General features: G+C 68.2%; 19 protein-coding genes. 12 read left to right on the forward strand and 7 right to left on the reverse strand.

Annotation, left to right across the window (positions count from 1 at the left end):
• The first annotated feature begins 108 nt into the window (after nt 1-108).
• The 3 genes from EHF44_RS21515 (at nt 109) to EHF44_RS21525 (ending at nt 3,279) form a co-directional block, all read left to right on the forward strand.
• A complete protein-coding gene (locus tag EHF44_RS21515) occupies nt 109-1,248 on the forward strand; it encodes a transglutaminase-like domain-containing protein (RefSeq protein WP_124685738.1) in 1,140 nt (379 codons plus the stop codon).
• Nucleotides 1,248-2,312, forward strand: a complete 1,065-nt coding sequence (gene selD, locus EHF44_RS21520; RefSeq protein ID WP_124685739.1) for a selenide, water dikinase SelD — start codon at nt 1,248-1,250, stop codon at nt 2,310-2,312. The genes EHF44_RS21515 and selD overlap by 1 nt, the downstream gene beginning before the upstream one ends.
• Nucleotides 2,313-2,568: 256 nt before the next feature.
• Nucleotides 2,569-3,279 (forward strand): glycosyltransferase family 2 protein, encoded by a 711-nt coding sequence (locus EHF44_RS21525; protein ID WP_124685740.1) that lies wholly within the window; start codon nt 2,569-2,571, stop codon nt 3,277-3,279.
• Between the two features lie 53 nt (nt 3,280-3,332).
• Here the strand turns inward: EHF44_RS21525 and EHF44_RS21530 are convergent, their stop codons facing one another.
• The 4 genes from EHF44_RS21530 to EHF44_RS21545 form a co-directional block, all read right to left on the reverse strand.
• Nucleotides 3,333-4,631: an SGNH/GDSL hydrolase family protein gene (locus EHF44_RS21530; RefSeq protein ID WP_124685741.1), complete on the reverse strand. Its 1,299-nt coding sequence runs from the start codon at nt 4,629-4,631 to the stop codon at nt 3,333-3,335.
• Nucleotides 4,632-4,940: 309 nt separating this feature from the next.
• Nucleotides 4,941-6,443: a tripartite tricarboxylate transporter permease gene (locus EHF44_RS21535; protein ID WP_124685742.1), complete on the reverse strand. Its 1,503-nt coding sequence runs from the start codon at nt 6,441-6,443 to the stop codon at nt 4,941-4,943.
• Between the two features lie 13 nt (nt 6,444-6,456).
• Nucleotides 6,457-6,918, reverse strand: coding sequence for a tripartite tricarboxylate transporter TctB family protein (locus EHF44_RS21540; protein WP_124685743.1), 462 nt, complete (start codon nt 6,916-6,918; stop codon nt 6,457-6,459).
• A gap of 186 nt (nt 6,919-7,104) precedes the next feature.
• Nucleotides 7,105-7,836, reverse strand: coding sequence for a 2OG-Fe(II) oxygenase (locus EHF44_RS21545; RefSeq protein ID WP_124685744.1), 732 nt, complete (start codon nt 7,834-7,836; stop codon nt 7,105-7,107).
• Between the two features lie 505 nt (nt 7,837-8,341).
• Here EHF44_RS21545 and fur point away from each other — a divergent pair.
• Both fur and EHF44_RS21555 read left to right on the forward strand, forming a co-directional pair.
• Nucleotides 8,342-8,800, forward strand: a complete 459-nt coding sequence (gene fur / locus EHF44_RS21550; protein ID WP_124685745.1) for a ferric iron uptake transcriptional regulator — start codon at nt 8,342-8,344, stop codon at nt 8,798-8,800.
• Between the two features lie 120 nt (nt 8,801-8,920).
• On the forward strand, nt 8,921-9,292 hold the full coding sequence (locus EHF44_RS21555; RefSeq protein ID WP_124685746.1) for a hypothetical protein: 372 nt from the start codon (nt 8,921-8,923) through the stop codon (nt 9,290-9,292).
• A gap of 10 nt (nt 9,293-9,302) precedes the next feature.
• Here the strand turns inward: EHF44_RS21555 and EHF44_RS21560 are convergent, their stop codons facing one another.
• Nucleotides 9,303-10,214 carry a DMT family transporter gene (locus EHF44_RS21560; protein ID WP_124685747.1) on the reverse strand — a complete coding sequence of 304 codons (912 nt, stop codon included), beginning with the start codon at nt 10,212-10,214 and terminating at the stop codon, nt 9,303-9,305.
• A gap of 535 nt (nt 10,215-10,749) precedes the next feature.
• Here EHF44_RS21560 and EHF44_RS21565 point away from each other — a divergent pair.
• Nucleotides 10,750-11,079: a PadR family transcriptional regulator gene (locus EHF44_RS21565; protein WP_124685748.1), complete on the forward strand. Its 330-nt coding sequence runs from the start codon at nt 10,750-10,752 to the stop codon at nt 11,077-11,079.
• A gap of 82 nt (nt 11,080-11,161) precedes the next feature.
• Here EHF44_RS21565 and EHF44_RS28440 read toward each other — a convergent pair whose 3' ends face one another.
• Nucleotides 11,162-11,329 carry a hypothetical protein gene (locus tag EHF44_RS28440; protein WP_172966151.1) on the reverse strand — a complete coding sequence of 56 codons (168 nt, stop codon included), beginning with the start codon at nt 11,327-11,329 and terminating at the stop codon, nt 11,162-11,164.
• 385 nt (nt 11,330-11,714) lie between these two features.
• Between EHF44_RS28440 and EHF44_RS21570 the strand changes: the two genes are divergently transcribed.
• A complete protein-coding gene (locus tag EHF44_RS21570) occupies nt 11,715-13,700 on the forward strand; it encodes a sensor domain-containing diguanylate cyclase (RefSeq protein ID WP_124685749.1) in 1,986 nt (661 codons plus the stop codon).
• Between the two features lie 52 nt (nt 13,701-13,752).
• Here the strand turns inward: EHF44_RS21570 and EHF44_RS21575 are convergent, their stop codons facing one another.
• Nucleotides 13,753-14,124, reverse strand: a complete 372-nt coding sequence (locus tag EHF44_RS21575) for a hypothetical protein (protein ID WP_124685750.1) — start codon at nt 14,122-14,124, stop codon at nt 13,753-13,755.
• Between the two features lie 206 nt (nt 14,125-14,330).
• On the opposite strand from EHF44_RS21575, the gene EHF44_RS21580 reads away from it, so the two are divergent.
• From EHF44_RS21580 to EHF44_RS21600, 5 genes are all read left to right on the forward strand, one after another.
• A complete protein-coding gene (locus EHF44_RS21580; RefSeq protein ID WP_124685751.1) occupies nt 14,331-14,681 on the forward strand; it encodes a four-helix bundle copper-binding protein in 351 nt (116 codons plus the stop codon).
• Between the two features lie 209 nt (nt 14,682-14,890).
• A complete protein-coding gene (fumC, locus tag EHF44_RS21585) occupies nt 14,891-16,294 on the forward strand; it encodes a class II fumarate hydratase (RefSeq protein WP_124685752.1) in 1,404 nt (467 codons plus the stop codon).
• A 102-nt stretch (nt 16,295-16,396) separates the two neighbouring features.
• On the forward strand, nt 16,397-18,058 hold the full coding sequence (locus EHF44_RS21590; protein ID WP_124685753.1) for a sensor histidine kinase: 1,662 nt from the start codon (nt 16,397-16,399) through the stop codon (nt 18,056-18,058).
• Nucleotides 18,039-18,719 (forward strand): response regulator transcription factor, encoded by a 681-nt coding sequence (locus EHF44_RS21595; RefSeq protein ID WP_124685754.1) that lies wholly within the window; start codon nt 18,039-18,041, stop codon nt 18,717-18,719. The genes EHF44_RS21590 and EHF44_RS21595 overlap by 20 nt, the downstream gene beginning before the upstream one ends.
• 177 nt (nt 18,720-18,896) lie before the next feature.
• Nucleotides 18,897-19,385: an SgcJ/EcaC family oxidoreductase gene (locus EHF44_RS21600; RefSeq protein WP_124685755.1), complete on the forward strand. Its 489-nt coding sequence runs from the start codon at nt 18,897-18,899 to the stop codon at nt 19,383-19,385.
• Nucleotides 19,386-19,389: the final 4 nt, after the last annotated feature.

Below are 19,389 nucleotides of genomic sequence, written 5' to 3' on the forward strand. Positions count from 1 at the left end.
TTCCAGCCGGGGCAGTTTCCGCTTTCCTGTCGCCCTGGCGTCGCCTACCATCCTAGGGCAGCGGTTGGGCATGTTTCGAGTCTCGAACTTCTCATCCAGGGGATCACCATGGACAGACGCGCGTTCCTGCGGCTTGGCGCCGCCATTCCGGCCACCCTCGGCGCCACGGGCATCGCCCCGGCCTTCGCCGCCACCTCCACCCCCGCTGCCACAGCCACGCCGGACGCCTTTCCGGCCACGGCGGGCTGGCGGGTCTACGAACTGACCACCGACATCCAGCTACCCGCCGCCTCCGCGCCCGCCACCGTGTGGGTGCCGATGACGGCCGGCCAGCTTGGCGACTACCAGCGCACCGTATCGAACGAATGGCTGGCGCCCGGCGGGCGAGTCCGCCCCGTGCGCACGGGGCGCTATGGCGTCGACATGCTGGTCATCGACTGGCCCAACGCCACGCATGGCGCGCCGCTGACGGGCCGGCTGACCAACACCGTGGCGCTGCGCGACCGCGACGTCGATCTGGGCGCCGCACCGGCCCGCGGCGCCGGCGCGGAATCGCCGGCGGCGCTGCGCGAATACCTGCGGCCCACGGCGCTGATGCCGACCGACGGCATCGTGCGCCAGACCGCGCTGGCCATCACGGCCGGCATGACCGACGACATGACCAAGGCGCAGGCCATCTACCAGTGGGTGGTGGACCATACCTGCCGCGACGCCAGCGTGCGCGGCTGCGGCACCGGCGACGTGGTGACGATGCTCAAGACCGGCGGCGTGATGAACGGCAAGTGTGCCGACATCAACGGCCTGTTTGTCGCGCTGGCCCGGGCGGCCGGCGTGCCGGCGCGCGACGCCTATGGCGTGCGCGTCGACGATTCGCAGCTAGGCTTCCGGGCGCTCGGCAAGTCGGGCGACATCTCCAAGGCCCAGCACTGCCGCGCCGAGTTCTACGCCGCCGGCTATGGCTGGATCCCGGCCGACCCCGGCGACGTGCGCAAGGTGGCGCTGGAGGAAACGCCGGGCGGCCTGCCGATGACCGACGGCAAGGTACGCGCCGCGCGCGCGATGCTGTTCGGCGCGTGGGAAGGCAACTGGGTGGCCTACAACCATGGCCACGACGTGCGGCTGCCGGGCAGCAGCGCGGCGCCGGTACCGTTCCTGATGTATCCGCAGGGCCGCACGGTGGCGGGCACGCTGGACAGCCTGGCCCCGGCCGCGTTCGGCTACCGCATCACGTCGCGCAGGGTGGCGTGATGGCGGATGCGAAGCCGGGGGACAAAGAGGTCAGGCTGACGTCGCTGGCGCACGGTGGCGGCTGCGGGTGCAAGATCGCGCCGGGTGTGCTGAGCGACATCCTGCGCAATACCGGCCAGTTTCCGGCGCCGCCCGCGCTGCTGGTGGGCATCGAGACCAGCGACGACGCGGCGGTCTACCGCCTCAACGACACGCAGGCGCTGATTGCCACCACGGACTTCTTCATGCCTGTGGTGGACGACCCCTACGACTTCGGGCGCATCGCCGCCACCAATGCCATTTCCGATGTCTACGCGATGGGCGGCACGCCGATCATGGCGCTGGCGCTGGTCGGCATGCCGGTGGACAAGCTGTCGCCCGAGACCATCGGCAAGATCCTGGCCGGCGGCCAGGCGGTCTGCGCCGAGGCCGGCATTCCGATTGCCGGCGGGCACTCGATCGACTCGGTGGAGCCGATCTACGGGCTGGTGGTGATGGGGCTGGTCCACCCGGACCGCATCCGCCGCAACCGCGACGCGCAGGCCGGCGACGTGGTGATCCTGGGCAAGCCGCTCGGCGTGGGGGTCTACTCGGCGGCAATCAAGAAAGACCTGCTCGACGACTACGGCTACCGCCAGATGATTGCCAGCACCACGCAGCTCAACACGCCCGGCCGCACGCTGGGCGAGCTGGACGGCGTGCACGCGATCACCGACGTCACCGGCTTTGGCCTGCTGGGCCACCTGCTGGAGGTGTGCCGGGGCAGCGGGCTGGGCGCCACGGTGGACATGGCGCGCGTGCCGCTGCTGCCGGGCGTGGCCGCGCTGGCCGAACATGGCGCGGTGACCGGGGCGTCGCGCCGCAACTGGGCCAGCTACGGGCACGACGTGGTGCTGGGCGCGGGCGTGTCCGACGTCCAGCAGGCGCTGCTGACCGATCCGCAGACCAGCGGCGGGCTGCTGGTGACCTGCGCCCCGTCCGCCGCCGACGCGGTCCTGCGCTGCTTCCGCCAGGCAGGCTTCGGCCATGCGGCCCAGATCGGCATCATGACCGCGGGTGACGCCCGGGTCACTGTTTCGGCCTGATCCGGGCTGATCCGGGCTGATCCGGGCCTGACCTGCCGGCGTCCGTTCTTTCCGCACGCCTTCCGCATCCTTCCTGTCAGCCTCCTGCCGCACGCCGCGCACGCTGTGTGCGGCGTCCCACATCGGCGCCAGCGTTTACGTGGAACGCTGGCGCCATGCCGTCGAACTTGCGCGATGCAAAAAGAAGGGGACGGCCGGGGTCATCGGCGCGGACGGCCGCCATATTGGCTATCGCTTACGCAGGCAGGAATTCGTCATGACCCAGATTTCCGTAGTCACCGTCAACTACAACAACCGCGACGGGCTGGCGCGCACCATGGACAGCGTGGCCCAGCAGCAGGCCGACACGTTCGACGTGCAGTACCTGGTCATCGACGGCGGCTCCACCGACGGCTCCGTGGAACTGGCGCGCGCCCGGGCCGCCGAGATCGACGTGTTCGTCAGCGAGCCCGACAACGGCGTCTACGCCGCGATGAACAAGGGCCTGGCCCGCGCCACCGGCGAATGGGTGCTGTTCATGAACTCGGGCGACTGCTTCGCCCGGCCCGACGCGCTCTCCATCGTCGTCCAGGCCGCCCACGAGCACCGTGGCGCGTGGCTGATCTACGGCGACAACATCAGCCCGCGCGGGCTGGAGCCGGCCGCCCCGCTCTACCGGCTGCGCGCCGGCATCATCCACGCCTGCCACCAGGCCATGGCGTTCCGCGTCTGCGACCTGCGCTACGACGAGAAATGGCGCATCTACAGCGACCTCGACTTCGTGCTGCAGTACTACACGCGCTTCAAGGCCAAGGCGTTCCGCCACGTGCCGTTCGCGCTGTCGCTGATCGAGGAAAGCGGCATCAGCGCGTCGTACCCGGCGGCCAAGCGGCGCGAGAAATTCGGCATCATCCAGCAGCGGATGGGCCTGGGCGGGCTGGTCTTCGCGCTGGCCTGCTCGGTACTGGCCGCCATCGACCTGCTCTGATCCGGCTGGCCCGCCCCGCGCGCGCCGCCCCTGCGGACGGCGCGCCCCCCAGGTCAGAACTTGCCGATCACCGCGCGCATGGCGGCGGCCACCTTGTCGGCCAGGTAGATGTGGCCGGCCAGCGTCGGGTGGGTGCCATCGGCCGAGACGTAGATGTCGCCGTTGCCGTCGCCCTTGGGGTTGGCCACGTTGCCGGTGCCGGTCTGCCACTGCTCGGCGATGTTGTCGATGAAGTGGAAGTTGGCGCGCTGGCCCACGGCGGCCCGGATCGCGTCACGCTGCTCCACGTGGGTGGAGCCGGGCGACCACGGCCCGAGCACGAACACCGTGGTGTTGGGCAGGCGGGTGGCGATCTCGTCGAACAGCGTCGCGGCCTCGGCCTGCAGCGCCTGCTGCGTGAACGGGGCGTCGTTGATGCCGCCGGCAATCAGGATCACGTGCGGGTTGAACGGGTAGACGTCGGTCTCCATGCGGTCGCGGAACTTGAGCTTGCTGGACGGCGCGGCCAGATAGCCCGTGGAGCCCACGCCGGACACGTACATGTCCTTCCAGCCCATGATGTAGCCCAGGCGGCTGGCGTAGTTGTCGAAGCTGTCGCCCTGGCCGGACATGCCCTCGGTGACCGAGTCGCCCAGCGCGATGGCGCGCACGTTGCCCAGCGTCGGCGCGGCGGTGACCTTGTCGCCCGGCGCGACGTACAGGCCACCGAAGCGCATGTCGTTCGATTCGATGCGGATGTGGCGCGTCTTGCGGGCGCCCTGGAAGTCCACGCGCGTCAGGTACAGGTTGCCGTCGTCGGGATAGCCGACCGGCGTGCCGGACACGTAGGCGCCGTCCACGAGGATGCGGTGGCGCGAGATCTCCACGTTGCCCTTGACCAGGATCTCGAAGACCGGCGCATCGGTCACGAAATCGATGTAGAGCACGTTGGAGCCACGGCCCAGCCCGCCGTAGTTGACGGCGATGTTCTTCATCAGAAGCTGGTCGGGGTGGACGGTGCCGTTCTGCACCATGGTGCCGCTGAAGCGCAGCGCCGGGTCGCCGGGCGCGATCAGCACGCCATTGGCGATCGTCGTCGGCATGTTGGGCGTGCCTGGCGTGACGATGGGCGGCGAGGCCATGTTGGTCGGCATGGCGCCCTGCGCGGACGCGGCCTTGAGCAGCGCCTGGTTGGTCTCCAGGACGGTCGCCGGCTTCTCGGGCGTGGGGGTGGCGGGCGCGGGCTGGGCCGGCTGGGCCGGCGTGCCGCCGCCGTTGTTCGCCTGTTGCGTCGAATCGCCGTCTCCGCCGCCGCCGCACCCGGCCAGCGTCAACAGCACGGCCATCGATAACGAAGCCAGTTTCGCTTTCATTTGCATGCCCCTCGGTTTATGGAATGTGTTTCCCATATTTTCACAGCGGGCACGCCGGCACACTTGGCCATACGTCTGGAAGGGCATCGGACAACGGGATTACGGCTACGTCCGATAATGGGTGGATATTCGTGCGGTAACAGCCGGATCTGGCTGCTGGCCTCGTTCTTATGGTTGTAGTGACCCGTTTTAAATGCCCGGTTTCCGGAACGGCCTACACCCTAACATGACGGCGCTGTCATTATATGGATAATGACAGCGCCGTAATTTACCGATTATGTGACCGATAAGAATGTGGGGTCGCTCACATTATTCCTCCTGGAATGCTTCCTCGCGCTTGGCCTTGATCGACGGCAGCGCCACCACGGCCACCAGCGCCGCGGCCGCCACCAGCAGGCCCAGCGACAACGGCCGCGACACGAACACGCTGAAGTCGCCCCGCGACAGCAGCAGCGTGCGGCGGAAGTTTTCCTCCATCATCGGCCCCAGCACAAAGCCCAGCAGCAGCGGCGCCGGCTCGCAGCGCAGCTTGAGGAACAGGTAGCCCACCAGGCCGCAGGCGGCGGCCACGAACACGTCGAACACCGTGTTGTTGACCGAGTACACGCCGATGCTGCAGAACGTGAGGATGGCCGGATAGAGGAAGCGGTACGGCACGGTCAGCAGCTTCACCCAGATGCCGATCAGCGGCAGGTTCAGCACCACCAGCATGAAGTTGCCGATCCACATCGACGCGATCAGCCCCCAGAACAGCGACGGGTTGCTGGTCATCACCTGCGGGCCGGGCTGGATGTTGTGGATCGTCATGGCGCCCACCATCAGCGCCATGACCGCATTGGGCGGGATGCCCAGCGTCAGCAGCGGGATAAAGGACGTCTGCGCGGCGGCGTTGTTGGCCGACTCCGGCCCGGCCACGCCCTCGATGGCGCCCTTGCCGAACTCGTGCGAGAACTTTGACGTCTTCTTTTCCAGCGAATAGGCCGCAAACGACGCCAGCGACGCCCCGCCGCCCGGCAGGATGCCCAGCGCCGACCCCAGCGCCGTGCCACGCAGTACGGCCGGGATCATGCGGCGGAAATCCTCGCGGTTCGGGAACAGGCCGGAGACCTTGTCGGTGAACGTCTCGCGCGTTTCCTTCTGCTCCAGGTTGGCGATGATCTCGGCAAACCCGAACAGGCCCATCGCCAGCGCCGTAATGCTGATGCCGTCGGTCAGCTCGGGAACATCGAACGAGAAGCGCGCGGCACCCGAGTTGACGTCGGTGCCCACCAGCCCGAGCAGCAGGCCCAGCACGATCATGCCCACGGCCTTGACCAGCGAGCCCGACGCCAGTACCACGGCGCCGATCAGGCCCAGCACCATCAGCGAGAAGTATTCGGCCGGCCCGAACTTGAACGCCAGCTCCGACAGCGGCGTGGCAAACGCGGCCAGGATCAGCGTCGCGACGCTGCCGGCGAAGAACGACCCCAGCCCGGCCGTTGCCAGCGCCACGCCGGCGCGGCCGCGGCGGGCCATCTGGTAGCCGTCCAGCGTGGTGCAGACCGACGACGACTCGCCGGGCAGGTTCACGAGGATGGCCGTGGTCGATCCGCCGTACTGCGCGCCGTAGTAGATGCCGGCCAGCATGATCAGCGCGGCCACCGGCGGCAGCGAGTACGTGACCGGCAGCAGCATGGCGATGGTCGCCAGCGGCCCCAGCCCCGGCAGCACGCCGATCAGCGTGCCCAGCACGCAGCCCAGGAAGGCGTAGGCGATGTTTTGCAGCGAAAGCGCCGTGGAGAATCCCAGCGCGAGATGGCTCAGCAGTTCCATGTCCGCGCCCTCCTCAGTTGGTCAGGAATGCCGGCCACACCGGCATCTGCAGGTTGATGCCGTAGACGAACGCGAACGTGCTGATCAGCACCAGCACCACGGCGTTCAGGCAGGCGCCCTTCCACGTGAATTCATGGCTTGCCATCGACGACGTCAGCACCAGCACGAGCACCGACAGCACCATGCCCAGCGGCTTCAGCACGAGCCCGAACAGCACCACCGACCCCAGGATCCAGAGCAGCGTCTTGATGTCCCAGCGCGCCATGCGGTCCGCCTCGGCCTTGCCCGACGTGGAGCCGATGGCCACCACCGCGCCCAGCAACGCCAGCACGATGCCGAGCCAGAACGGGAAGTAGCCCGGCCCCATGCGCGCCGCCGTTCCCATCGTGTAGCCGCGGGCGATGAACGAGAATCCAAGCCCCACCGCGATGAACATCAGTCCGGACAGCAGGTCCGTCTGTCTCCGTATTTGCATCTGTCTTTCCCCGTTTCGTCTGCGCACCGTCGGTCGTCTTGCGCGATGTGCCGGTGCAGGAGGGACGGACAATACATCATGTCGTGATGTAATTGGGCGAAGCTACGGGAAATCCCCGAGCGATTTCCCGGCTCGCCCGGGGCGGCAAGATTTACATCATCCTGTGATGTAAATCGGCGATACGGCTCACGCCGCGTCGTGGAAGATGATGCCGAGCGTGTGCCGGTGGCCCGTGTGCAGCCGGCTCACGCCATGCCGCAGGTTCACGCGATAGACGCCGCGCGTGCCCTGCACGGGCCGCTGGCTGACCGCGAAGACCACGGCGTCGCCTTTGCGCAGCGACACCACCTCGGCGCGCGACTGCATGCGCGGCCGCTGCTCGGTCATCACGAACTCGCCGCCCGTGAAGTCCTGGCCGGGTGCGGACAGCAGCACCGCCACCTGCAGCGGAAAGACATGCTCGCCGTAGAGGTCCTGATGCAGGCAGTTGTAGTCGCCGGCCGTGTACTGCAGCAGCAGCGGCGTGGGGCGCGGCTGGCCCGCACGGTGGCAGCGGGCCAGGAAATCGGCGTGCGCGGCGGGATAGCGGGCGTCGATCCCCATCGCCGCGTTCCAGCGGTTGGCGATCGGCACCAGTTGGGGAAAGAGGCCGGTCCGCAGGGTCTCCACCACGTCAGGCAGCGGATAGGCGAAGTACTTGTACTCGCCCTGCCCGAAGCCGTGCCGGCGCATGTCGATGCGGGCCCGGAAGCGGGTGTCATCGCGATAGAGATCGACGAGCCGGTCGCAGACCCCGTGCGGCACCAGCGCCGGGATGGCGGCACAGCCGAAGGCGTCGAGCTGGTGTGCGATGGCGGGCCAGTCCAGCGCGTCGATGCGCTGGCGCAGGGGCAAGCCCGGTTGCGTTGTCGTGTCCATGACCACTCCCGCCGCAGGGTCGAATCCCCACGGCAAAAATATTCCTTGAAATGAGATCGATTCCCATTTACTATTCCCATCACTGTCCGACGCACGGCACCGCCGACACCGGGCAGGCACAGATTGCAGGGCGTGGTTCAGCGTGCGGCGTGTCCGCACCCGCCGATACGGCGCCCGATACCGTCTTTTGTGGGGACCGCTCCGAGACACGGAGCGTTTGGTAGTAGCCAGCTGCAGGAAGATCGGGAAAACATCCAGACCCCGTTTTCCCGATCGCGTCATCCTGCAGCAAGCCAGGCCACCTTTTTATTCCGCGCGCCACGCAGGCACAGCGCGCCGCCCGGGACGCTCCCGCACATCATGCGGATGCGGCCCGGCGCTTCTCCGCCTGCTCCCGCCACGCCTCCGGCGGTGGCGGCCGGCCCCACGCGCCGGCTTCCGCCCCGTCGGGGTTCCACCGACTGGAGTACTAACCAGGCGCCCCCAACCGGGCGCGAGCCGCCGCATGACTATGTCCACCGTGAACTCCGATGCCGTTCCCCTGAAGCGCGCGGGCCTGAAGGCCACGTCGCCGCGCATGCACGTGCTGGAAGCGTTTCGCAGCAGCGAGCGTCGGCACCTCAGCGCGGAAGACGTCTACCGGATCCTGCTCGACCTCGATATTGACGCGGGCTTGTCCACTGTCTACCGCGTGCTGAACCAGCTCGTGCAGGCCAACATCCTGCTGCGCCACAGCTTCGAGTCGGACCACGCGGTATTCGAGCTGAACGAGGGCGGCCACCATGACCACCTGATCTGCGTGAGCTGCGGCGTGGTCGAGGAATTCCGCGACGAAGGCATCGAGCAGCGCCAGAAACAGGTGGCCGCCCAGAACGACTTTGTCCTGCGCGAGCACATGCTGGTGCTGTACGGCCTGTGCCCGGCCTGCCAGTCGGCGGGTGCCGAAAGCGCCACCGCCCCCTAGCCTGGCAAGTAGCGCGGACGTTTCTTACAGAAAGGTCAGGTGCCGTTACAAAGGTGCGCAAACGGTAATACGCCAGATGGGTAGAGTGGAGCCATCGCATCTCACCCACTGGTGATTTCCATGAGCAAGCGCCCCCTCTACCTCTCGCTGTTCGTTGCCGGCGCCGCCGCGCTGGCTGCTTCCACCGCCGCCATGGCGCGCGTCGATGTCGACGTGAATCTCGGCGTGCCGATCGCGCCGGCCCCCGTGGTCGTCGCCCCGGCGCCGGTCTATGCCCCGCCGCAACCCGTGTACGTAGCCCCGCCTCCGCCGCCGCCCGTGGTCTATCGCCCGGCGCCGCCGGTGGTGGTGGCGCCGCCGCCCGCCGTCATCATCGGCTGGCACGGCGACCGCTACTGGGATGGCCGCCGCTGGTACGATCGCCGCGAATACCACGCCTGGCACCGCCACGACCACGGTCATGGCTACGACCACGGCAACTATCGCCGCTAAGCCACCGCCGTCACGGCCGCGCCACGGCCGGCGTCGCCGCCGGCGCGGCCGGCCGCAGCACCAGCCACACCGCCAATCCGATCAGCAGCATGCCGCCCGCATGCGCCCAGGACAGCGCCTCGCCCAGGAACATCCAGCCCCAGACGATGCCGAACGGCGGAATCAGGAAGGTCACGGTCAGCGAGCGCACCGGTCCCAGGTCGGCAATCAGCCGGAAATAGAGCACGTAGGCGATGGCGGTGCAGAACATGCCCAGGCCCAGCATCGCCGCCCAGACGCCAACGCCGGTGGCCGGCAGCGTGTTGTCGCGGATCAGCGCCACCGCGCTGAACGGCAGCAGGAACAGCGCGGCGCCGACCAGGCTGCCGCCCGCCACGAGCCGGCTGTCCAGCCCGCCCTGGGCGGTAATCCAGCGCCGGGTCAAGAAGCCCGCCAGCCCATAGCACGACGTCGCCATCAGGCACGCAAGCGCCCCAAGCAGCACATCGTGCGAAAACACGACCGGCCCGGTGCGCGTCAGCACGGCCACGCCTGCCAGCCCCATCATCACGCCGGCCGCCTTGGCCCGCGTCAGCTTCTCGGCAAAGAACAGCGTGCCGATCACCACGCCCATCAGCGGCGTCATCGCGTTGAAGATGGCCGAATAGCCGGCCGGCAGCCAGAGCGCCGCCACCGAGTACATCACGAATGGAATGCCCGAATTGATGATGCCGAGCCCCACCACGGCGGGCCACTTGCCTTTCATGTCCCATTTCACGCCCAGCAGGGGCAGGCAGGCCACGAGGGTCACGGCGCCGATCAGCACGCGGAAGAACGCCGTCGGGAACGGACCCAGCACTGGCGCGGCAAGGCGGATGAACAGAAAGCTTGCGCCCCAGATGGCGGAAAGCAGCAGCAGGCGAAGCAGGTCAGCGGGTTTCATCAGTTCGATCGGAGCAAGAATTAGAGTTTGGGAGCGCAGACCGTTGCAGCCAAGCAACACTTGTGCCGCTTTACGCCCCAATCCGAGGATTGCCATGGCACTGGATGGGCGCCATTTCACCGCAAACCGGCCACCATGGCGCGCTGGAATCGGACATGCGGGCCGGCAAATACGACAGACTGCAACGCCCAACGTCCCGGATCGGCGCCCAAAAACGGGGCAAAAGCGGCGTTTGCTGCATGCACGCCGCAGTGACGCTTTCGGATGCCTTACAGGTTTACCCCCCCGTGGTAGGGGGCCTTACCACAGGGCGTGACATCGCGTATTCAGTTCCATTAAAATCTGCCCTGCGCCAGAGTTAATTGACCCCTCCGACGCATTCCCGACAAGCCGCCAGGCAACTCCTGGCGGCTTCTTTTTTTTTGTCGGCGGAAAGGCGTATCGTAGCGACTGCGCAGCGATCGGGGGATGGGGCGTTGCGCGCACGTTGCATTCCTGCGTCAACCTACCGCCCCGGTTTTGCGTTGCCTGCCACATGAAACGACAGTTCCTCGGCTTGCTAGCCCGCGTCTACGTCATGCAGTTCGCCATGGAGGTGCCCGCCACCGTGGCCATGCTTGCAGAAATGCTCATGGAGTATGGATTCCAGGTCGATATCGGCACGGTCCGGCCCTTGCTCCGCGCCCTGCAGATGGAGGGTTACCTGGAAAGCGTGCTGCGCGACGGGATCGGACGGGTCTACCTGCTGACCGAGCAAGGCCGCGAAGAGCTGGCCAGCAGCCGCTCGCGGATCGACGACCTTTACCGGCGCCTGCACAACCCGACCGGCGTCGGCGAACCGCTGACCATCGCCAGCAAGACCTGAACGCGGTAGACCGGGCGCCCCCGCCCCTGAAACCCCGGCTGCACGCGTGTGCGTCCAGCCGGGTTTTCTTTTTGGCGGATGGCTATCCCAGCAACGCGACGCAGCAGACGAACGACAGCCAGAGGTGGCGGCGCTGCGCCGGTGCCATGCGCTGCATTTCGAACCGCTCGATGCCACGGGCCGGCCGCGGCACGGCCGCCCGCCGCCGCACGCGGATGGCAGCCAGCCGACCCAGCATTGTCTTGATCATGGTGACCCCTCCGCATGGTGGCGGGCGGCATGCCCAGGCATGTCCGCGCCGCCCATGACGTGGATTATTGGTGTACGGCGGCCCGCCCGCGCGCCGCGTTGCACGCTGTTTGGGTCGCAAACGTGCAGATTGAACGCGCTATGTGACAGGACAGATGACGCTGACACCGAAACTTCACGAAGCGTGGCCGCTGCCGCCGAAACATGGCGTCACCGGCCACACGCGCCAGCGCGGCCGCGCTGTCAAACCCGGAATGCCCGGACTGCCTCAAACGGGTGAGTCGTGATACCGTAACTTTGGCTCGACGGACCCTGGCACAGGGCAATCCCGGCCTCCGCCGACTACCGAGGCGCCCCGCCCGCCGCGCGGGAATCATCCGAACCGCATGCCCCGATTACTGCCATCGCTCAAGGCGCGAATCGCCCTGATCACCACGGTGCTTGCCGCCGTGCTTGGCGGCGGCATTGTGCTCGGCTCGCTCTATCACGCGCACCGCGACCTTGAGGACGTGCTGCAGAACCAGCAGGACTCCATCGTCAAATTGTCCACCGAGTTGCTGGACACGGCCATGGAAGACCGCATCGTGATGCTGACGAACCTGGCGCCCCAGCTCGTGCCGCTGCTGGCCGCCGCAACCGGCACGCCGCACGACGAACTGCGCCCGCGCCTGCTCGACGTGGTCAACCGCGCCATCTCGATCCCCGATGCGTTCGACGCCGTGGTCATCGCCGACGCCCGCGGCACGGTGCTGACGATGGACGGCATGCCGGCCGACGTCAGCGACCGCATCTACTTCCATGAGGCAGCCCGCACGCGCAACGTCGTGGTGGCCGCCCCGCTGCGCGCCCGCACCAACGGGGCGATGGGTGCCCTGGTGGCGGTGCCGGTGGTTTCCCCGGCCGGGGAGTTCATGGGGCTGGTGGGCGGCTGGCTCAACCTGGCCCACTCCAATTTCCTGGTCGAGATCGCGCGCAGCCGGCTGGGCATCACGGGCTTCTACTGCCTGGTGTCGGCCGGCGCGGCGCCGGTCTACATCCAGCATCCCGATGCGGCACGGCTGCATCAGCCCGCGCGGCCGTTCGACGATACCTGCGGCGTCGAAAATCACACTGCCCGGCTGGAATTCCTGACGCCGGCTCAGCCGGTCATCGCGCGGCGCCTGATGGCCACCACGGGCTGGGAGCTGGTGGCCGTGCTGCCCGCGCGCGAGGCGTATGCCCCGCTGCGGCAGATGCAGGCGCGCTTCCTGACGTTGTCCGGCATCGTGCTGGCCGTGGTGGCGCTGCTGATCTGGCTGGCCGTGCGGCGGCTGCTGATGCCGCTGTCGCGGCTGCACCAGGTGGTGCGCGAGAGCGCGAACGACGTCGACGCCTTCGAGCGGCTGCCGCAGCGGCCCCAGCGCGACGAGATCGGCGACGTCACGCGGGCCTTTATCGGCCTGATGCGCGACGTGCGGCAGCGCGGCCAGCAACTGGCGCGCAGCGAGCGCCGGCTGCGCGCCGTGACCGATACGCTGCCGTCGCTGCTGGCCTTCATCGACAACGACGAGCGCTACGTCTTCAACAACGCCGCCTACGAGCGCGCGTTCGGCCTGCCGGTGGACCGCATCCGCGGCATGACCATGCGCGAGTTGCTGGGCGAGGAACGCTACCAGCGCGCCCGGCCCCACCTGCAGCGGGCGCTGGCGGGCAGCGTGGTCAGCTTCGAGGCCGAATATGCCTACCCCGACCTGCACTGGATGGAAACGAGCTACCGGCCCGAGTGGAGCGAGGACGGCAAGCAGGTGGTGGGCGTGCACATCCACGTGCAGGACATCACCCAGCGCAAGCTGGAAGCCCAGCGGCTGTCGCACCTGTCCCGCACCGATCACCTGACCCAGCTGCCCAACCGCGCCGCGTTCGAGACCCACCTGCGCGACGCCATGGCGCTGAGCCGCAGCGACGATGCACTGATGGCGCTGCTCTATCTGGACATGGACCGCTTCAAGGCCGTCAACGACATGCACGGCCACGCCACGGGCGACCAGTTGCTGCAATCGTTCGCGCTGCGGCTGCGGCGCTGCGTGCGCAAGCAGGACCACGTCGCGCGGCTCGGTGGCGACGAATTTGCCGTGATCCTGTCGGACATCGCCACCCCGGCCGCCGCGCAGCGCGTGGCCGAGGCCATCCTGCAGGCGGTGGCGCGCGGATTCTATTTCGATGGGGTGCTGGCCGACGTGGATGTCAGCATCGGCGTGGCGCTGTATCGCGGCACGCCGATGAGCGAGGAAGCGTTGATGCGCCAGGCCGACGTGCTGCTGTACCGCGCCAAGGCGGCCGGCCGCGGCCGCTACGAGATCGGCCCGGCGGAATTGCTGGAAGTGGACGCCTGAGCGCCGACTTTCGGCGCTGAAAGCCGCCGCGCGCGGCGCGGCTGCAGACCTGTCAGTGCTTGGTGGATTCGTCGGAAGCGTCTGATGCCTGCGGGGCGTCGGCGTCGAACGGCACGTGCCGGCCGTCGGCCGACTGGTAACCGAGCTTGGCGTTCTCGCCCATCATCCTCTGGTAGGCCAGCATGGCCTCGGCCACCGCCTTCGATTCGCCCTTGAACACGACCACGTCGTTGCCGCAGTTGGGGCACTCGCCGCCGAACACGGCGTCGATGCCGTGCAGGCCCGGCGCCGGAATGGCGTCGAAGTTCGTGAAGGCGGTCTTGCACGATCCGCAGACCAGTTGCGCCGGCCGCAGCGCGTCTACCCGTGCCCGCGCCTGCTGCGCCCGTTCCTCAGGCGTACCCCGTCGTTTTGCCTCACCCATGATGCTGTCCTTTCATGCCGCCCGGATCTGTCAACTGCCGCGTACTGCGCCGAACTGCGCGCAACCCCGCCCTCGCCCCGCCGCCATCGGGCCATGTAGGCGAAGTGGAGGGGGCCATTGTAGACCACGCCGGACTGCACGGCCGCCCGATGTTGCCTATTGTGGATAACGGTTGCCTACCACCTATCCCCCCAAGGAGGACACCGATGATACGACCCAACGTGCAGGAAAACTTTGCCCGCTACGCCGACTGCATCGCCGCGTGCAACGCCGCGGCGGCGGCCTGCCTGAAGTGCGCGGCGGCGTGCCTGGAGGAACCCGACACCCGCAAGATGTCGCGCTGCATCGCGCTGGACATGGACTGCGCCGGCATCGCCAACCTGGCCGCGTCCTACATGCTCCGCAACAGCGAGTTCGCCCCGCTGGTCTGCGAAGATTGCGCTGAAGTGTGCAAGTGGTGCAAGGAAGAATGCGAGCGGCACGACCACTGGCACTGCCAGGAATGCGCCAAGGCGTGCACGGCCTGCATGGAAATGTGCTTGAAGATGACCGCATGACCGTGCCACGCCATGCGTGGCGCGCGCGGGACGCCGGCACCGGCCTGGCCCCGCCAATCGCTCCGTAGGCATTGATTCCAGGCAACCGCCGCCGGCCGCTGCCCAAGCACGCGCCGGCGGCAGGGCTTTGCGGCGCATATGCCACCGGGCGGCTATCCTCTAGGTCTGCTCAGATTCAACTGCGATCTCTTTCCTGAAGGAGTCCGTCCATGTCCGAGAAGTCCCCAGCCACCCGCATCGAGAAAGACAGCCTGGGAGACGTTGCCGTCCCGGCCGATCATCTCTGGGGTGCCCAGACCGAAAGGTCGCGTCAGAATTTTCGTATCGGCACCGAGAAAATGCCGCCCGCGCTGATCGAGGCGTTCGCGGTCCTGAAGCTGTGCGCCGCACGCGCCAACCGCGAGCTTGGCGTGCTCAAGCCCGACGTGGCTGATGCCATCGAGAAGGCCGCCGAGGAAGTCATCGCCGGCAAGTGGCCGGGCGAGTTCCCGCTGTCGGTGTGGCAGACCGGGTCCGGCACGCAGACCAACATGAACCTCAACGAGGTGATCTCGAACCGCGCCATCCAGATGCTGGGCGGCGAGTTGGGCAGCAAGAAGCCGGTTCACCCGAACGACCACGTCAACGCCAGCCAGTCGTCGAACGACAGTTTCCCGACGGCGATGCATATCGCGGCCACGCGTGCCATCCAGCAGACACTGTTGCCGTCGCTGGAGACGCTGCAACAGGCGTTCGCCAGGAAGGTCGACGCCTTTGCCGACATCGTCAAGGTCGGCCGCACCCATCTGCAGGATGCCGTGCCGCTGACGCTGGGCCAGGAATTTTCCGGCTACATGACGCAAGTGGCCGACGCGCAGTCGCGGCTGCAGCAGGCCATGCTGCGTGCGATGCCCGTGGCGCAGGGCGGTACCGCCGTCGGCACGGGCCTGAACGCGCCGCCGGGGTTCGCGGCGGCGTTTGCCCGAGCGCTGGCCGGCTACACGGGCCTGCCGTTCGAGCCGGCGGCCAACCGCTACGCGCTGCAGGCCGCGCACGATGCGCTGGCGGACCTGTCCGGCGCGCTGAACACGACGGCGTCGTCGTTCCTGAAGATCGCGCGCGATTTCATGCTGCTGGGCTCGGGCCCGCGCGCCGGCTTTGCCGAGCTGCAGTTGCCCGCCAACGAGCCGGGTTCGTCGATCATGCCGGGCAAGGTCAACCCCACGCAGGCCGAGGCGCTGGCGATGGTCTGCTGCCGCGTGATCGGCAATCACACCACGGTCACGCTGGCCAACAGCCTGGGCACGCTGGAACTCAACGCGTACAAGCCGGTGATCGTCTACAGCCTGTTGCAGTCCGTCACGCTGCTGGCCGACGCCGCCGCCAGCTTTGCCGAGCACATGGTGGAAGGCGTCGAGCCGGACCGCGCGCGGATTCAGGAACTGCTGGAGCGCTCGCTGATGTCGGTGACGGCGCTGAATCCGCATATCGGCTACGACAAGGCCGCCGAGATCGCCAAGCTCGCGGTCAAGAAGAACCTGTCGCTGCGCGAGGCCGCCATTGACTCCGGTCACGTCACGAACGAACAGTTCGACCAGTGGATTGACTTCAAGGCGCTGACGAAGGAAGTATGAGCGCCGGCTGCGGCCAGCGGGCGTCCGGAAGGTGCCCGCTGGCCGCGCCAAGCCAAGCCCGGTGGCGCGCCGCGCCACCGCTGCGCCCCTGATACCCTCGCCATGTTCCGTTTTCGCCTGACGCTCGCCTTTGCCCTGCTCGTCGCCCTCGTCTGCATCCAGGCGGCGTTCGTTTATTGGGGCGCCAACCGCGTCAACGACTACGCCCAGCACAGCCGGCTGGCCAACGACATCCTGGCCGAACTGCTGGACCTTTCCGCCAACAAGCAGCGGCTGCGCGTCTGGGCGTCGCAGCGGCTGATGAACGCCGATGCCTCGCCCGAGGCCCGCGACCGCCTGCTGGCCAGCATGAAGCGCAGCGCCGGCCGGCTGCAGCAGCTTGCCCAGCGGGACATCGTGCTCTGGAACACCATCTCGGCGCTCGATGGCGTGCCCGTGCCGCCCGAGGTCAACGAACTGGCCGGCATGTCCGAACTGCTGGGCGACAACATCCGCGCCGTGGAAGGCCGCCTCGTGGCCCTGCAGCCCCTGCCGCGCGACGCCGACTTCGCGGGCGTCTGGAACGAGCTGAACGAGGTGTTCGACAAGGCGCGCGGCCGTGACCTGCGCGAACTGCTTTACGGCGCCATCGAACGCCAGCGCGCCGCCGTGCCGGTGGCGCGGGCCGCCACCGAGCGCGGGCTGGACCGGCTGCGGACCCAGGCGTTCGTGATGGCCGCCGTGACGCTGCTGGCGGCCGTCGTGCTGGCGCTGCACCTGGGCCGGCGGCTCAAGCGGCCGCTGGACCAGTTGCTCGAAGGCGTCGGCGCGCTGCGTAGCGGGGCCCTCGACTACCGCCTGCCGATCCATTCCGGCGACGAATTCGGGCACGTCGCGGCCGGCTTCAACGCCATGGCCGCCGAGTTGCAGCAGCACCGGATCGACGCCGACGCGGCGCGCCGCCGGCTGGAAGAGGCGGTGCAGGCCCGGACGGCCGAGTTGAGTTCGGCGCACGAGACGCTCCAGCGCATCGACCAGCGCCGCCGGCAACTGTTTGCCGACCTGGGCCACGAGTTGCGCACGCCGACCACGGCCATTCGCGGCGAGGCCGAGATTGCGCTGCGCGGCGGCGAGAAGCCCGCGCACGAGTACCGGCAGGCGCTGCAGCACATCGTCGGCGCCGCCGAGCAACTGACCGGGCATATCAACGACCTGTTGCTGATCGCGCGGGCGGAAGCTGACCAGTTGGTCATGCAGCCGCGCAGCGTGGCGCTGTGGCAGCTCCTGCAGGATTCCGCCGATTTTGCCGATGCGCTGGGGGCCGAGCACGACGTCAAGATCCAGCTCCAGGCGCCCGAGGGCGCCGACGGCCTCACCGTCATGGCCGATGCCGACCGGCTGCGGCAGGCCATCGTGATCCTGCTGGACAACGCCATCCGCTATTCGCCGCGCGGCAGCACGGTATGCCTGCGCGCGGCGGCCAGCGGCGACGGCGTGCGGATCGAAGTGGAGGACCAGGGCATCGGCATCGACCCCGAGGAACTGGGGTCGGTGTTCGAGCGCTTCATGCGCGGCCGGCGCGCGCGGGCGCATCGGGCGGACGGCACCGGCATTGGCCTGTCGATTGCGCTGGCGATCGTGCGGGCCCATCATGGCAACCTTTCCGTCAGCGCCGCCGCGCCGCATGGCACCCGCGCCTGCATCGAGCTGCCGCCCGGGCCGCGCGCCGATGCCGCCGGCGCCGGCGCCACAGCCATCCCACACCATGAACATCCTGGTCATTGAAGACGACGCCCGCGTGGCCGATTTCCTGGTGCGCGGGCTGCGCGCGGAGGGCTATCTCGTCCAGCTCGCGCGCACCGGGCCCGAGGGGCTGGACATGGCGCGCCGCGGCGACGCGTCGCTGCTGCTGCTGGACCTGATGCTGCCCGGCATCGACGGCCTGGAGCTGTGCCAGACGCTGCGCGCCGAGCGCAACCACGTGCCGATCCTGATCCTGACCTCGCTGAGCGACGTGGGCGACCGCGTGGCCGGCCTGCGGCTGGGCGCCGACGACTACCTGACCAAGCCGTTCGCGTTCGAGGAACTGCTGGCCCGCATCGAGGCCCTGCTGCGGCGTGGCCGCGAGCAGCAGCCCATATCCCAGCAGCTACAGGTGGCGGACCTGGTGCTCGACCGCGACCGCATGCAGGTCATGCGCGGCGGCCAGGCCATCCCGCTGACGGCCAAGGAGTTGGCCTTCCTGGAACTGCTGATGAGCGCGCCGGGCCGGGTGTTCAGCCGCGAGCGCATCCTGTCCAACGTCTGGGGCGCCAACGAGGATCCGCTGACCAATATCGTCGACGTCTACGTGCGCCGGCTGCGCAGCAAGATCGACGACGGCCACGCGCTGCCGCTGCTCAAGACCGTGCGCGGGCTTGGCTACCGCATCGACGATGTACCCTGAGCCAGTTGCGCCGGTCCCGGCACGATTCGTTCATCTGCCGTTCATCTGATCGTCAGCATCGCTTCATCGAAGCCGGGCCCTGCGGTTAACGTTCGGCCCCCAGAATTTTCCCGTGCCGATTCACCGGCGCCACCCCTGCACAGGGGTGACGACCAGACTGACCACAGGAAAAATTCGATGACATACGTTGGTGCCGCTTCCCTCGCCGCCGTTGCCGCAGGCGTTCTTCTCACCTCGCTGCCGGCCGCCGCGCAGTCCGCCGCGCAGCAAGCCTGCGCGCCCGCCACCCAGCAGCAGATCGCCAGCCTGTTCGACCGCTGGAACGACTCGCTGCGCACCGGCGACCCGGACAAGGTGCTGGCCAACTACGCGCCGGACGGCGTGCTGCTGCCGACCGTGTCGAACCAGGCCCGCACCACGCCGGCCGCCATCAAGGACTACTTCATCAAGTTCCTGAAGTACAAGCCGCAGGGATCGATCGACGACCGCTTTATCCGCATCGGCTGCAACGTGGCCCAGGACGTCGGCAACTACACGTTCCGGTACGCCGACGGCAAGACCGTCCACGCCCGGTACACCTATGTCTATGAGTGGAAGGACGGCAAGTGGCTGATCGCCCACCATCACTCGTCGGCCATGCCGGAGCCGGTGACGGGGGCGAAGTAAGCGA

This window comes from Cupriavidus pauculus (genome assembly GCF_003854935.1).
Taxonomy (GTDB): Bacteria; Pseudomonadota; Gammaproteobacteria; order Burkholderiales; family Burkholderiaceae; genus Cupriavidus; species Cupriavidus pauculus_C.